Here is a 13,254-nt window from a genome sequence, read left to right as displayed (position 1 = left end):
GACCGGACCAGGGTAGCCCCGTGCGCCGGCAGGCGGGCGCAGGGCGGCCCTCCCGGCCGGCTCAGGACAGTCTGGAGGCCCGCACCGCGCCGAGTGCACCCGTCGCGTCCGCCACCAGGACCGCCCGGCGCAACGCGTCGCGGCCCACCCGGCGTGCGGCTGCGTCGTCGGCGGCGAACTCGACGAGGACCCGGGTCGACCGGGCCATCGCACGGGCTCCCGGGACCCACGGGACGGCGCGTTCGACGGACTCGGCGAAGCCGACGACGGCCGCGTGGTGCTGCCGCAGGTGCGCGCGCTCGTGGGCGACCACGGCCTCCAGCTCGTCGGTGTGCAGCTGTTCCGTGAGCCCGGTGCTGACGAGCACCCCGCCGGAACGACCGGGGACCGCGCAGGCCAGGGCCGTGTCGGCCTGCAGGACGGCGACGAGGGTGCCGTCGACCTCGCGGTGGGGAGCGGCGCCGGTGCGGATCGCCTCGCGGGCGGCCTCGTGCTCGGGGCCGGGCCGGACGCGGACGGCGACGGCGAACGCGATGACGGCGAGCACGGCGACACCGACGTTCAGGCCGTGACTCGGGGAGTCGCCGATGCCGAACGGGTCGGTCAGCGGGCGCCCGGCGAGGACGACCAGGGCGATGCCGACCACGAAGCCGGCGACCCCGACGACGACGGATGCCTGCCAGGCGGCGATGGCGGTCAGCGGACGGTCGATGGTCCATCCCGCCCGCGTCAGCACGCGCGGGGCGAGCGCGACGACGGCGAGGGCGAGGACGACGAGGCAGGCGCCGGTGACGACCACGGGGGCGGACCGGTCAGGGACGCGTTCGGGAGTCGATCGCACGGCGGAGGACCTCGAGGTCCCCGGAGGCGAGCGAGCCGGTGAACTGCAGGAGCGCCGCCTCGCGGTCGGAGGAGGCGGCCAGCGCGTTCGTCATGAGGGAGGCGGTGTGGTCCTCCCGCGAGTGCGCGGCATGGAAGGTGAGCGGGGCGTCGTCGTGCTGCTCGCGGAGCACCGTCCCCTTGCGGCCGAGACGGTCGAGCACGGTGAGGACCGTCGTCAGGGCCGGCCGCGGTTCGTCGAAGACCTCGAGGACCTGACGTGCAGTCAGCCCGGCGTCGGCGGTCCAGAGCGCCTCGAGCACCGCCTGCTCGAGCTGCCCACGGGGGCGCGATCGCTGTCCTGCCACGGCGTCACTCTACGTGATGTCGAAGGGTCACCTGAGGAGCCGCGGTCCGAACCCGCGACACATGCCCGTAACGCGGGCTCGGTATGCTCACCGGACAACAGAACACGACGGCCGACCACCCGCCGCGGGAGAGCCCCCGACCCGGAGCGCACTGCATCCGGGCCAGGGCACCGAAGGAGCAAGCTCCCCGCCAATCTCTCAGGTCCAACACCGCAGCGGGCAGGCCACTCTGAAAAGCAGACACCCGATCGTGGGCACCCCCCACGGCGTCGTCGTCTCGCCCACGGTGAAAGCCGCCGGACCTCACGGGCCGCGGTGAAGCTCTCAGGCCCATGACAGAGGGGGAGTTCCGCACCCGACGACGGTCGTCGGGCCCTGCCGATGCCAGGAGAACTCCGTCCATGTCAGACCCATCGTCCGTGCTGCGTTCGTCGCCACTCGAGGCCGCGCACGTCGCCGCCGGCGCCACCTTCACCGACTTCGGCGGCCACCGCATGCCGGTCCGCTACTCGTCCGACCTCGCCGAGCACCACGCGGTTCGCCAGGCAGCCGGCGTGTTCGACCTCTCGCACATGGCCGAGATCGGCGTGCAGGGGCCCGACGCCGTCCCGTACCTCGACGCCGCGCTCGCCGGGTCGTTCGGCACGATGCCGGTCGGTCGGGCCAAGTACTCGTTGCTCCTGACCCCGGACGGCGGGATCCTCGACGACCTCGTCGTGTACCGCACCGGTGACGACGTCTTCCTCGTCGTGGCGAACGCCGGCAACCGGGACGTCGCCGTGCAGGCCATGCGGGAACGCGCCGCCGGGCACGACGTCTCGGTCACGGACGACTCCGACCGGACCGCCCTCGTCGCGATCCAGGGTCCGGCTGCCGCCGGGACGCTCGACGCCCTCGTCGTCGCCGACCGCCTGCAGCCGGAGACCCCGCTCGACGAACTGCGCTACTACCGGGTGCTGCACGCGCTCTTCGACGGCAGCGAGGTCCTCATCGCCCGCACCGGCTACACCGGCGAGGACGGCTTCGAGCTGTACAGCGACACCGACACCGCGCCGGTGCTCTGGGACGCCCTGCTCGACGCGGGTGCCGAGCGCGGGGTCGTGCCCGCCGGACTCGCCGCTCGCGACACCCTCCGCCTCGAAGCCGGCATGCCGCTCTACGGCCACGAGCTCGACACCTCCGTCCGTCCGGCGCAGGCCGGGCTCGGCCGGGTCGTCGCGACCTCGGGCTCGTTCGTCGGTGACGCCGGCGTGCAGCCCGCACCGGACGCCCGCGTGCTCGTCGGCATCACGATGGCGGGGCGCCGCGCTGCCCGCGCCGGGTACGACGTGCTCCGCGACGGTGTCGTCGTCGGCACCGTCACCTCCGGTGCCCTCTCGCCCACGCTCGGCCACCCGGTCGCGATGGCCTTCGTCGACCCGGACTGCGCCGACGGGGGACAGGTCCTCCACATCGACGTCCGCGGTACCGCCATCCCCGGAACCGTCACCGCTCTCCCCTTCTACCGCCGCGCTTCGAGAGGCTGATCCCCATGACCGACCAGACCGCACTGCAGTACACCAAGGACCACGAGTGGATCCTCGTCGAGGGCGACGTCGTCACCGTCGGGATCACCGACCACGCGGCCGAACAGCTCGGTGACGTCGTCTACGTCGAGCTCCCCGCCGTGGGCACCACCACGACGGCGGGCGAGCAGCTCGGCGAGATCGAGTCGACCAAGAGCGTCGGTGAACTCTTCGCCCCGATCGAGGGCGAGGTCGTCGAGGTCAACGACGCCGTCGTCGCGACCCCGGACACCGTCAACCAGGACCCGTTCGGCGCCGGTTGGCTCGTCAAGCTCAAGGTCGACGGCACCTCCTTCCCGGAGGACCTCATGGACCACGACACGTACCGGGCCTCGATCGCATGACCGCGGACCAGGACCTCACCACGTCGACGAACCTGCAGACCACGTTCGCCGACCGCCACATCGGCACCACGCTCGCCGACCAGCAGGCCATGCTCGACGTCGTCGGGCAGCCCTCGCTCGACGCCCTCGTCCGGGCCGCCGTCCCGGAGTCGATCCACGCCGCACCGATCGCGCACTCGTCCGTGCCGACCGCGGTGGGGGAGACCGAGGCGCTCGCCGAACTGCGTGCCGTCGCCGGGCGCAACACCGTCCGACGCGCGATGATCGGCCTCGGCTACTCCGACACGCACACGCCCGCGGTCATCCAGCGGAACGTGCTCGAGAACCCGAGCTGGTACACGGCCTACACGCCGTACCAGCCGGAGATCTCGCAGGGCCGGCTGGAAGCGTTGATCAACTTCCAGACGATGGTGTCCGACCTCACCGGCATGGCGACCGCCGGGGCGTCGATGCTCGACGAGGGCACCGCCGTCGTCGAGGGCATGCTCCTCGCCCGCCGTGCCTCGAAGGTCAAGGGCGACGCGTTCCTGGTGGACGCCGACCTCCTCCCACAGACCGCCGCGATCCTCGGCCACCGCGCGGAAGCCGTCGGCATCACCCTGCGTGGCTTCGACGCCGCCGACGGGCCCACCGACGAGCAGCTCGACGGCGCCTTCGGCGTGGTCCTGCAGTACCCGGGCGCCTCCGGCCGGGTCGTCGACCCGAGCCGCACCATCGAGCGCGTCCACGCGGGTGGCGGCATCGCCGTCGTCGCGGCCGACCTGCTCGCGATGACCCTGCTCGCCAGCCCCGGGGACCTCGGCGCCGACGTCGCCGTGGGCACCAGCCAGCGTTTCGGTGTCCCGCTCGGCTTCGGTGGCCCGCACGCCGGCTACCTCGCCGTCCGTGCCGGTCTCGAGCGCCAGCTGCCCGGTCGTCTCGTCGGGGTGTCCTTCGACGCCGACGGCGGCATGGCCTACCGCCTCAGCCTGCAGACCCGCGAGCAGCACATCCGCCGCGAGAAGGCGACGAGCAACATCTGCACCGCGCAGGTGCTCCTCGCCGTGATGGCGTCGATGTACGCGGTCTACCACGGGCCCGAAGGCCTGCGCTTCATCGCGCACCGGGTCGCCCGGACGACGGCGGCGCTCGCCGACGTCGCCCGTGCCGCGGGCGCCGAGGTCGTGCACGACGACTTCTTCGACACCCTGACGCTCCGGTTCACCGGTGGCGCCGAGTCCCTCGTCAGCGCCGCGCACGACGCCGGGTACCTGCTCCACCTCGTGGACGCCGACACCCTGCAGCTGTCTGCCGACGAGACGACCACGCCGGAGGACGTCGCCGCACTCGCCGCGGTGTTCGGTGCCGCCGACGTGACCGTCCCGGGGACCGAGACCGCCGTGCGTGACGCGGGCACGGGCCTCCCGGCCGCGCTCGAGCGACAGAGCGCGTTCCTGACCCACCCGGTCTTCTCCGCGCACCGCAGTGAGACCCGCATGATGCGGTACCTCAAGCACCTCTCCGACAAGGACTACGCGCTCGACCGCGGCATGATCCCGCTCGGCAGCTGCACCATGAAGCTCAACGCGGCGACCGAGATGGCAGCCGTGACGTGGCCGGAGTTCGCCCGACTGCACCCGTTCGCCCCGCGCGAGGACGTGCAGGGCTACCTCGACATGATCGGCGACCTCGAGACCTGGCTCGGCGAGGTCACCGGGTACGACACGGTCTCGGTCCAGCCGAACGCCGGCAGCCAGGGCGAACTCGCCGGGCTGCTCGCGATCCGCGGGTACCACCGGTCCCGCGGGGACGACGCCCGGACGGTGTGCCTCATCCCGTCGAGCGCGCACGGGACGAACGCCGCCTCGGCGGTCCTCGCAGGCATGCGGGTCGTCGTCGTGGCCTGCGACGAGGACGGCAACGTCGACCTCGTCGACCTCCGTGCGAAGACCACCGAGCACGCCGGACAGCTGGCCGCGCTGATGATCACCTACCCGTCGACGCACGGCGTCTACGAGCACGACATCACCGCGATCTGCGACGCCGTGCACGACGCCGGCGGCCAGGTCTACGTCGACGGTGCCAACCTGAACGCGCTCCTCGGGCACGCCCGCTTTGGGGACTTCGGTGGCGACGTCTCGCACCTCAACCTGCACAAGACGTTCTGCATCCCGCACGGCGGCGGCGGCCCGGGCGTCGGTCCGGTCGCGGCGAAGGCGCACCTCGCACCGTTCCTGCCAGGCCACCCGATGGCGCAGGAGGCCGACCGTCGCACCGGTGCCGACGCAGCCGTCGACGGCGACCGCCTCGCGCACGCCGGCGGGCCGGTCTCGGCAGCGCCGTACGGCAGCCCGAGCATCCTGCCGATCACCTGGACCTACGTCCGGATGATGGGGGTCGAGGGGCTCACCCGGGCGACCGAGGTCGCCGTGCTCGGCGCGAACTACCTGGCGGCACGTCTGCGCGAGGCGTTCCCGGTCCTCTACACGGGGGAGTCCGGCCTGGTCGCGCACGAGTGCATCCTCGACCTGCGTCCCCTGCGCGAGGCGACGGGCATCACGGTCGACGACGTCGCGAAGCGGCTCATCGACCACGGCTTCCACGCACCGACGATGTCGTTCCCCGTCGCAGGCACGCTCATGGTCGAACCGACCGAGAGCGAAGACCTGGCCGAGCTCGACCGCTTCGTCGACGCCATGCTCGCCATCCGTGCCGAGGCGGACGCGGTCGCCCGGGGCGAGTGGCCGGCGGAGGACAACCCGCTCGTCAACGCGCCGCACACGGCCGCGTCGGTGATCACGGGGGAGTGGCAGCACGCGTACACCCGTGAGCAGGCGGTCTACCCGTCGGCCGGCCAGGCCGGTCGGAAGTACTGGCCGCCGGTGCGCCGGATCGACCAGGCGTACGGGGACCGCAACCTCGTGTGCGCTTGCCCGCCGGTGGAGGCGTTCGCGTAGGACGACAGCAGCCCGGACAGGGCGGCAGGACGGACGGGAGGCCCGTGGCGGGATCGCCACGGGCCTCCGGCGCGCATCGTGCGGGGTGGAGCGCTCCGAATGCAACCGCTCGCGGGCGACATCTGTGGTTCACCCGGGCGTCACCTGCGCGCTGCACGGACGTTGATGCAAACGCAACAGATGAGCGGTACTCCGGCTCAGACGCGCGGAAGTTGCATTGTGCCGCAACGATCCTGCAACTTGGTTTCAGGCGTGTAACCGATGCGCGCAGGGTTTGGTCGGTTCTCTCTGCACTGCCTACAGTTCAGGAGTCAAACGTGCCGGGAGGGACCTCTGTGCCCGGCGCGTCCCATGCACCAGGAGGAACTCTTGATCAAGAAGCGCGCTGGGCTCACTGCCCTCGCCGTGCTCGGGGCCACAGCAATTGCCCTGACCGGCTGCTCCGGCAACGGTGGCGGAAGCGGCTCGGGCTCCGGCTCCGGCTCCGGTTCGGCCAACGCCACCGGCATCGTCACCACGAACGGCAGCGAACCGCAGAACCCGCTCATCCCCTCGAACACCACCGAGACCGGTGGCGGCAAGATCATCACGTCGCTGTTCGACGGTCTGTTCTCGTACGACGCCGACGGCAAGCCGGTGAAGGAACTGGCCAAGAGCGTCGAGACCGACGACTCGAAGACCTTCGACATCACGATCAACTCGGGGTGGAAGTTCACCAACGGCGAGGCCATCACCGCCGAGTCCTTCACGAAGGCGTGGAACTGGGCAGCCCAGAAGTCGAACGCGCAGGGCGCGAGCTACTTCTTCGAGAACATCGAGGGCTACGACGCCGACAAGGACTCCGAGCTCACCGGCCTCAAGGTCAAGAGTGACGACGAGTTCACCGTGACGCTGAAGTCGGCGCAGTCGGACTTCCCGCTGTCCCTCGGCTACAACGCCTTCGTGCCGCTCCCCTCGGTCTTCTACGACGACACCAAGGCCTTCGGTGAGAACCCGATCGGCAACGGTCCGTACAAGCTCGACGGCAAGAGCGCCTGGACGCACAACCAGGACATCAAGCTCGTCACGAACAAGGACTACCAGGGCAAGCGCAAGCCGAAGAACGGTGGTCTGACGATCACGTTCTACACGTCCCAGGACACCGCGTACTCCGACGCCCAGGGCGGCAACCTCGACGTCCTCGACGCCGTGCCGGACGCCGCGTTCGCGACCTACAAGTCGGACTTCCCCGACTCGAACGTCAACCAGGCCGCCGCGATCTTCCAGGCGATCTACCTGCCCTACTACCTCGACCACTGGAAGGGCGAAGAGGGCAAGCTCCGTCGCGAGGCGGTGTCGCTGTCGATCAACCGCAAGCAGATCACCGACAAGATCTTCCAGGGCACCCGCACCCCGGCCAAGGACTTCACCTCCCCGGTGATCGACGGCTGGACCGGCGACCTCAAGGGCTCCGACGTCCTCAAGTACAACAAGTCCGAGGCCAAGAAGCTGTGGAAGCAGGCCGACGACATCTCGCCGTACAACGACACGCTCACCATCGCGTACAACGCTGACGGTGGACACGAGGCCTGGGTCACCGCCGTGACCAACTCGATCTCCAGCACGCTGGGCATCAAGGCCGAGGGCAAGGCCCTCCCGACGTTCGCCGAGGCGCTCGCGCTGCAGACGGACGACAAGCTCACGGGCGGAAGCCGCACCGGTTGGCAGGCCGACTACCCGTCGCTGTACAACTTCCTCGGCCCGACCATGGGTGAAGGCTCGTCGAACAACTACTCGCGCTACGACTCGGCGGAGTACAACGAACTGCTCGCCAAGGGCCGTTCGGCCTCGTCCGTCGAAGAGGGCAACAAGTCCTTCGACAAGGCTCAGGAGCTGCTGCTCAAGGACCTGCCCGAGATCCCGCTCTGGTACTCCAACGTCACCGGTGTCTGGTCTGCCGACAACGTGAAGAACGTCAAGTTCGGTTGGGACTCCGTCCCGCTGTACTACGACATCGAGGTCACCAAGTAACACACGTCTCCTCGCGAGACACATCGCGGACAGGTATCCTGCTCCGCGGCCAACCGGACGGGGGTTCGGGGACCACGGTCCCCGAGCCCCCGTACCACGGCGGTCACACCTTCCCCCACGAACGCGGGCGCCGCCGCCCGCACCGGACACCCGTGCCGACCCTCGGACCGTCCACCCCTCACGACATGAACCTGAACGACATGCGCGCTGCGAACCAGGCAGGGATCTGATGCTCTGGTACCTCGGCAAGCGCCTCCTGCAGCTCATCCCCGTCTTCTTCGGGGCCACGTTCCTCATCTACTTCATGGTGTTCTCGCTGCCCGGGGACCCGGTCGCCGCACTGTTCGGCGACCGCCAGCCGTCGCCGCAGGTGATCGAAGCGATCCGGCAGCAGTACAACCTCGACAAGCCGTTCTTCGTCCAGTACCTGCTCTGGGTCGGTGGCCTGTTCCGCGGTGACCTCGGCACGACGTTCTCGGGCCTGCCGGTCAGCCAGCAGCTCGCAGCGGCGTTCCCGATCACCGCGCGCCTGGCGATCCTGTCGCTCGTCTTCGAGGCCGTGGCCGGCATCGTCGTCGGTGTCGTCGCCGGTCTCCGCAAGGGCAAGCTGTTCGACGCGACGGCCCTCGTCGTCTCGCTGCTGCTCATCTCGGTCCCGACCTTCGTCGTCGGATTCCTGCTGCAGTACGTCCTCGGCATCAACCTCGGCCTGTTCCGCGTGACCGTATCCGGCCAGGCGCCGTGGTCCGAGCTGGTGCTGCCGGCGATCGTGCTGGCGTCGGTGTCGTTCGCCTACATCGTGCGTCTGACCCGTGCGAGCGTCGCCGAGAACATGAGCGCCGACTTCGTGCGGACCGCGACCGCGAAGGGTCTGTCCCGTCGTCGCGTCGTCGGAGTGCACATCTTCCGGAACTCGCTGATCCCGGTCGTGACCTACCTGGGCGTCGACATCGGCAACCTGATGGTCGGTGCGATCGTGACCGAGGGCATCTTCAACATCCACGGTGTGGGTGGCACGGTGTTCCAGGCCGTCAAGCTCGGCGAAGGCCCCACGGTGGTCTCCTTCGTCGCCGTGATGGTCATCATCTTCATGCTCGCCAACCTCCTGGTCGACCTGCTCTACGCCGTCCTGGACCCGAGGATCCGCTATGCCAAGTAACACCGAACCCCGCTCGGCGACGCACTACGTCGCGCCGATCGAGGAGACTCCGCTCCTGGCGGTCGACCAGGTCAACGAGGACGAGAAGACCCGTTCGCTGTGGACCGACGCATGGGAGTCCATGCGCCGCCGTCCCACGTTCTGGATCTCGTCGGTCCTCATCCTGCTGATCATCGTCGTCGCGATCGCGCCCGGGCTGTTCACGCACCTGGACCCGCGCGCCGCGAACCTCGACGACAGCAACGAGGGCCCGCGTGCCGGTCACCTGCTCGGCTTCACGCGGCAGGGCTACGACGTGTACGCCCGCGTCATCTGGGGTGCCCAGAACTCCCTCATCGTCGGCCTGCTCGCGACCGTGCTCGTCACGATCGTCGGCGTGGTCATCGGTGCCCTCGCCGGGTTCTACGGCGGCTGGCTCGACACGATCGTCTCCCGCATCGGCGACGTCTTCTTCTCGATCCCGACCGTCCTCGGCGCGATCGTGATCATGTCGGTGGTGCCGGCGCGGAACGCCGTGACGGTGTCGCTCGTGCTCGCCGTCTTCGCCTGGCCGCAGATCGCGCGCATCATGCGCGGTGCCGTGCTCAGCGCGAAGCAGGCCGACTACGTGACCGCGTCCGCGGCGCTCGGTGTCAGCCGCTTCACCACGCTCGTGCGGCACGTGATCCCGAACTCGCTCGCTCCGGTCATCGTCGTCGCGACGGTGTCCCTCGGCACGTTCATCGTCGCGGAGGCCACCCTGTCGTTCCTCGGCATCGGCCTCCCGCCGTCGGCACTCAGCTGGGGCCTCGACATCGGTGCCGCGCAGTCGTCGATCCGCACCAGCCCGTCGACGATCTTCTGGCCGTCCGCCGCCCTGTCCATCACCGTGCTCGCGTTCCTCCTCCTCGGTGACGTGGTCCGCGACGCGCTCGACCCGAAGGCGAGGGCCCGCCGATGAGCGAGACACTCACCGAGCCGAACGCCAAGGCGTCCGGCACACCCGGCGCCCCGCTGCTGGAGATCACCGACCTGCACGTCGGCTTCAAGACGCAGTCCGGTCTGGTTCAGGCCGTCCGCGGCGTCAACATGACGCTCGAGCAGGGCGAGCGCCTGGCGATCGTGGGGGAGTCCGGTTCGGGCAAGTCCACCAGCGCGCAGGCGATCATCAAGCTCCTCCCCGGCACCGGCCAGATCACCGGCGGATCGATCAAGCTGAACGGGCGCGAGCTCGTCGGCCTGAACGAGAAGCAGATGGCCGAGATCCGCGGAACCGAGATCGGGTACGTCCCCCAGGACCCGATGTCGAACCTCAACCCGCTCTGGAAGATCGGGTTCCAGGTCGAAGAGGCCATCAAGGCGAACGGCATGGCGACCGGCAAGTCCGCGATCCGTGCCCGGGCCGTCGAGGTCCTGCAGGAGGCCGGACTCGGTGACGCCGAGAGCCGTCTGAAGCAGTACCCGCACGAGTTCTCCGGCGGTATGCGCCAGCGCGTCCTCATCGGCATCGGTCTGTCCAGCCGCCCGAAGCTGCTCATCGCCGACGAGCCGACCTCGGCCCTCGACGTCACCGTGCAGCGTGTCATCCTCGACCACCTCGAGAGCCTGACGCGCGACTTCGGCACCTCGGTCCTGTTCATCACCCACGACCTCGGCCTGGCTGCCGAGCGTGCCGAGAAGCTCGTGGTGATGTACAAGGGCCAGGTCGTCGAGGCCGGTCCGTCCAAGGAGATCCTGGCGAACCCGCAGCACCCGTACACGCAGCGACTCGTCGCCGCGGCACCGTCGCTCGCGAGCCGTCGTATCCAGTCGAAGGTGCAGCACCAGTCCGTCGCGATCGCCGACACCGGCAGCGAGGACGACGAACTCCTGGCCCGCGCCCACGAGCGCGAGAGCAGGCCCGCCGAGGACCTCATCGTCGTCAAGGACCTGCAGAAGGTCTACAAGCTGCGTGGTCAGGGCATGGCGACCCGCGAACTCAAGGCCGTCGACGGCGTCTCCTTCGCGATCCCGAAGGGCACCACCACGGCGCTCGTCGGCGAGTCCGGTTCGGGCAAGTCCACCGTCGCCAAGCTCGTCCTGCAGCTCGAGTCGATCACGTCCGGTTCGGTGCAGTTCGACGGCATCGACATCGGCGCGCTCAAGGGCAAGGACCTGTTCGACTTCCGTCGCCGCGTCCAGCCCGTGTTCCAGGACCCGTACGGCTCGCTGGACCCGATGTACAACGTCGGCAACACGATCGCCGAGCCGCTCAGCACGCACAAGGTCGGCGACAAGGCCTCGCGCCGTGCCCGGGTCCTCGAGCTGCTCGACCAGGTGGCACTGCCGAAGTCGATGGTCAACCGGTACCCGAGCGAACTGTCCGGTGGACAGCGGCAGCGCATCGCCGTCGCGCGTGCGCTCGCGCTCAAGCCCGAGGTCATCGTCCTCGACGAGGCGGTCTCCGCGCTCGACGTGCTCGTGCAGGGCCAGATCCTGGACCTGCTCACCGAGCTGCAGTCCGAGCTCGGCCTGACCTACCTGTTCATCACCCACGACCTGGCGGTCGTCCGTCTGGTCGCGGACAACGTGTGCGTGATGCGCAAGGGCCAGATCGTCGAGAAGGCGACGACCGATGAGGTCTTCGCCAACCCGCGTGAGCAGTACACGAAGGACCTGCTGGCCGCCATCCCCGGCGCCGGCTTCGAGTTCGGTCGCTGACCCGCAGAGCCCGCAACACGAGGAACGCGCCGCCCCGCCTCGGGACGGCGCGTTCCGTCGTTCCGGGTGTCGGACGGGAGGCCCGCCTCACGACGCGCACACCGGGAACGGCCCGGTGGTCGACGGCGGTGTCGGTCAGGTCAGAGGCGCGCGCCGGCCAGGCTGCCGGCGATCCCGAGGACGACGAGGGCGACGATCGCCCAGCCGTGCACGCGGTGCACGATCGGTGCCGCGGTGACCGTCGCCGGGGGAGCGCCGTCGTACGCGACCGGGGCGGGTACCCGCGCACGCATTTCGTCCGCCGCAGCGGCGACGCTGAGTTGCACCGGGCCTCCCGGCCGTTCGATCGCGAGCCGTGCCGTCGGACGCGGCGCGATCCAGACCCGCTGTTCACCCTGGTCGGTGACGACCTCGAGCCCGTACTTCGACCGGACGTCCTGCACGCGGCGCCAGGCGAAGCGGGTGGTGCGGCGGACGTCGACGACGACCAATTCGTCCTCGGTCAGCTCGATGCGCGGACGCCAGAGCACGACCCAGGCGAACCAGGCGGTGAAGAGGGACGGCACCGGCACCAGCCACGCGGCGCGGAGGCCGTTCGTGACGAGTCCGATGACGACGAGGGCGACGGCGACGACCCAGAGTGCGACGGCGAAGCGGCGCATGTTGGTCGCGACGATCCGGGTGGGCGCTGTCCGTTCGGGCATGGGGGCAAGCCTAGGAGACACCGCATCGGCGGGCGACGAGAGCGCCTCCCCGGGACCACCCACCGAGCGGACCAGACAGGCCGAGCACGTACCGGCAGGAGACCCGATGTCCCGGGGAGGCGAACCCGGAGGTCTACAGGGCAATCATCGTCACCCCGTCGGTCCCGCCTGTCAACGCCTCATTCGACGAGTTGCTCGATCTGGTCACGGATGACCTCGGCGCGCGGGAAGCGGAGGCCGACCAGGCCCACGTGCCGCCAGCGCACCAGGCCGTCCGGACCGATGACGAAGACGGAGCGGCGGAGGCCGAGGCCGGGCACGTGGACGCCGTAGGCGCGGACGACGTCACCGGCGACGTCGGAGAGCAGTGGGAAGGAGAGCGACGCGTTCCGGGCGAAGCCCTCGTGCGAGTCGAGCCCCTGCGGGCTGATGCCCCAGACCACGGCACCGAGGTCGCGGAAGTCGTCGAGTTCCTGCTGGTAGGAGCAGAGTTGGGCGGTGCAGACGGGGGTGGCGTCACCGGGGTAGAAGGCGAGGACGACCGGGCGGCCGACCTCGGCCGCGAGCGAGTACTCCGCGTCGTTGCGGACACCATCGCGGACGATCATTCCGGGGAGCGCGAAGCCCGGCGCCGCGGTGCCCGTGTCGGGGATGGCCATGGGGCAACAGT

11 protein-coding genes and 1 riboswitch are annotated in these 13,254 nt (G+C 70.0%); of the genes, 7 read left to right on the top strand and 4 right to left on the bottom strand.

Going from position 1 to position 13,254, the window contains the following annotated elements; all coding sequences use genetic code 11:
- Window positions 1-61 precede the first annotated feature (61 nt).
- Together DEI89_RS06875 and DEI89_RS06870 are read right to left on the bottom strand one after the other, a co-directional pair.
- Window positions 62-841 (bottom strand): M56 family metallopeptidase, encoded by a 780-nt coding sequence (locus DEI89_RS06875; protein ID WP_110903299.1) that lies wholly within the window; start codon window positions 839-841, stop codon window positions 62-64.
- The gene (locus DEI89_RS06870) at window positions 813-1,187 is read right to left on the bottom strand and encodes a BlaI/MecI/CopY family transcriptional regulator (RefSeq protein ID WP_110903298.1); all 375 of its coding nucleotides are present in this window, start codon (window positions 1,185-1,187) and stop codon (window positions 813-815) included. Before DEI89_RS06870 ends, DEI89_RS06875 begins: the two co-directional genes overlap by 29 nt.
- Before the next feature lie 115 nt (window positions 1,188-1,302).
- A riboswitch (glycine riboswitch) is annotated at window positions 1,303-1,410 on the top strand.
- A gap of 178 nt (window positions 1,411-1,588) precedes the next feature.
- On the opposite strand from DEI89_RS06870, the gene gcvT reads away from it, so the two are divergent.
- The 7 genes from gcvT (at window position 1,589) to DEI89_RS06835 (ending at window position 11,880) form a co-directional block, all read left to right on the top strand.
- Window positions 1,589-2,713: a glycine cleavage system aminomethyltransferase GcvT gene (gene gcvT / locus DEI89_RS06865; protein WP_110903297.1), complete on the top strand. Its 1,125-nt coding sequence runs from the start codon at window positions 1,589-1,591 to the stop codon at window positions 2,711-2,713.
- A 5-nt stretch (window positions 2,714-2,718) separates the two neighbouring features.
- Window positions 2,719-3,096: a glycine cleavage system protein GcvH gene (gene gcvH, locus DEI89_RS06860; RefSeq protein ID WP_110903296.1), complete on the top strand. Its 378-nt coding sequence runs from the start codon at window positions 2,719-2,721 to the stop codon at window positions 3,094-3,096.
- Window positions 3,093-6,032, top strand: a complete 2,940-nt coding sequence (gene gcvP, locus DEI89_RS06855; protein WP_110903295.1) for an aminomethyl-transferring glycine dehydrogenase — start codon at window positions 3,093-3,095, stop codon at window positions 6,030-6,032. The genes gcvH and gcvP overlap by 4 nt, the downstream gene beginning before the upstream one ends.
- 369 nt (window positions 6,033-6,401) lie before the next feature.
- The gene (locus DEI89_RS06850) at window positions 6,402-8,042 is read left to right on the top strand and encodes an ABC transporter substrate-binding protein (RefSeq protein WP_181421534.1); all 1,641 of its coding nucleotides are present in this window, start codon (window positions 6,402-6,404) and stop codon (window positions 8,040-8,042) included.
- 229 nt (window positions 8,043-8,271) lie between these two features.
- Window positions 8,272-9,201: an ABC transporter permease gene (locus tag DEI89_RS06845; RefSeq protein ID WP_110903293.1), complete on the top strand. Its 930-nt coding sequence runs from the start codon at window positions 8,272-8,274 to the stop codon at window positions 9,199-9,201.
- Window positions 9,191-10,141, top strand: coding sequence for an ABC transporter permease (locus DEI89_RS06840; protein WP_110903292.1), 951 nt, complete (start codon window positions 9,191-9,193; stop codon window positions 10,139-10,141). Before DEI89_RS06845 ends, DEI89_RS06840 begins: the two co-directional genes overlap by 11 nt.
- Window positions 10,138-11,880: an ABC transporter ATP-binding protein gene (locus DEI89_RS06835; protein ID WP_110903291.1), complete on the top strand. Its 1,743-nt coding sequence runs from the start codon at window positions 10,138-10,140 to the stop codon at window positions 11,878-11,880. The genes DEI89_RS06840 and DEI89_RS06835 overlap by 4 nt, the downstream gene beginning before the upstream one ends.
- A 140-nt stretch (window positions 11,881-12,020) precedes the next feature.
- Here DEI89_RS06835 and DEI89_RS06830 read toward each other — a convergent pair whose 3' ends face one another.
- Window positions 12,021-12,584: a PH domain-containing protein gene (locus DEI89_RS06830; RefSeq protein ID WP_110903290.1), complete on the bottom strand. Its 564-nt coding sequence runs from the start codon at window positions 12,582-12,584 to the stop codon at window positions 12,021-12,023.
- Between the two features lie 179 nt (window positions 12,585-12,763).
- Window positions 12,764-13,243 (bottom strand): peroxiredoxin, encoded by a 480-nt coding sequence (locus tag DEI89_RS06825; protein ID WP_110903289.1) that lies wholly within the window; start codon window positions 13,241-13,243, stop codon window positions 12,764-12,766.
- Window positions 13,244-13,254 lie beyond the last annotated feature (11 nt).

Origin of the sequence: Curtobacterium sp. MCBD17_030, assembly GCF_003224255.1 — a bacterium.
Taxonomy (GTDB): Bacteria; Actinomycetota; Actinomycetes; order Actinomycetales; family Microbacteriaceae; genus Curtobacterium.
This window is presented reverse-complemented; position numbering and strand designations above follow the sequence as displayed.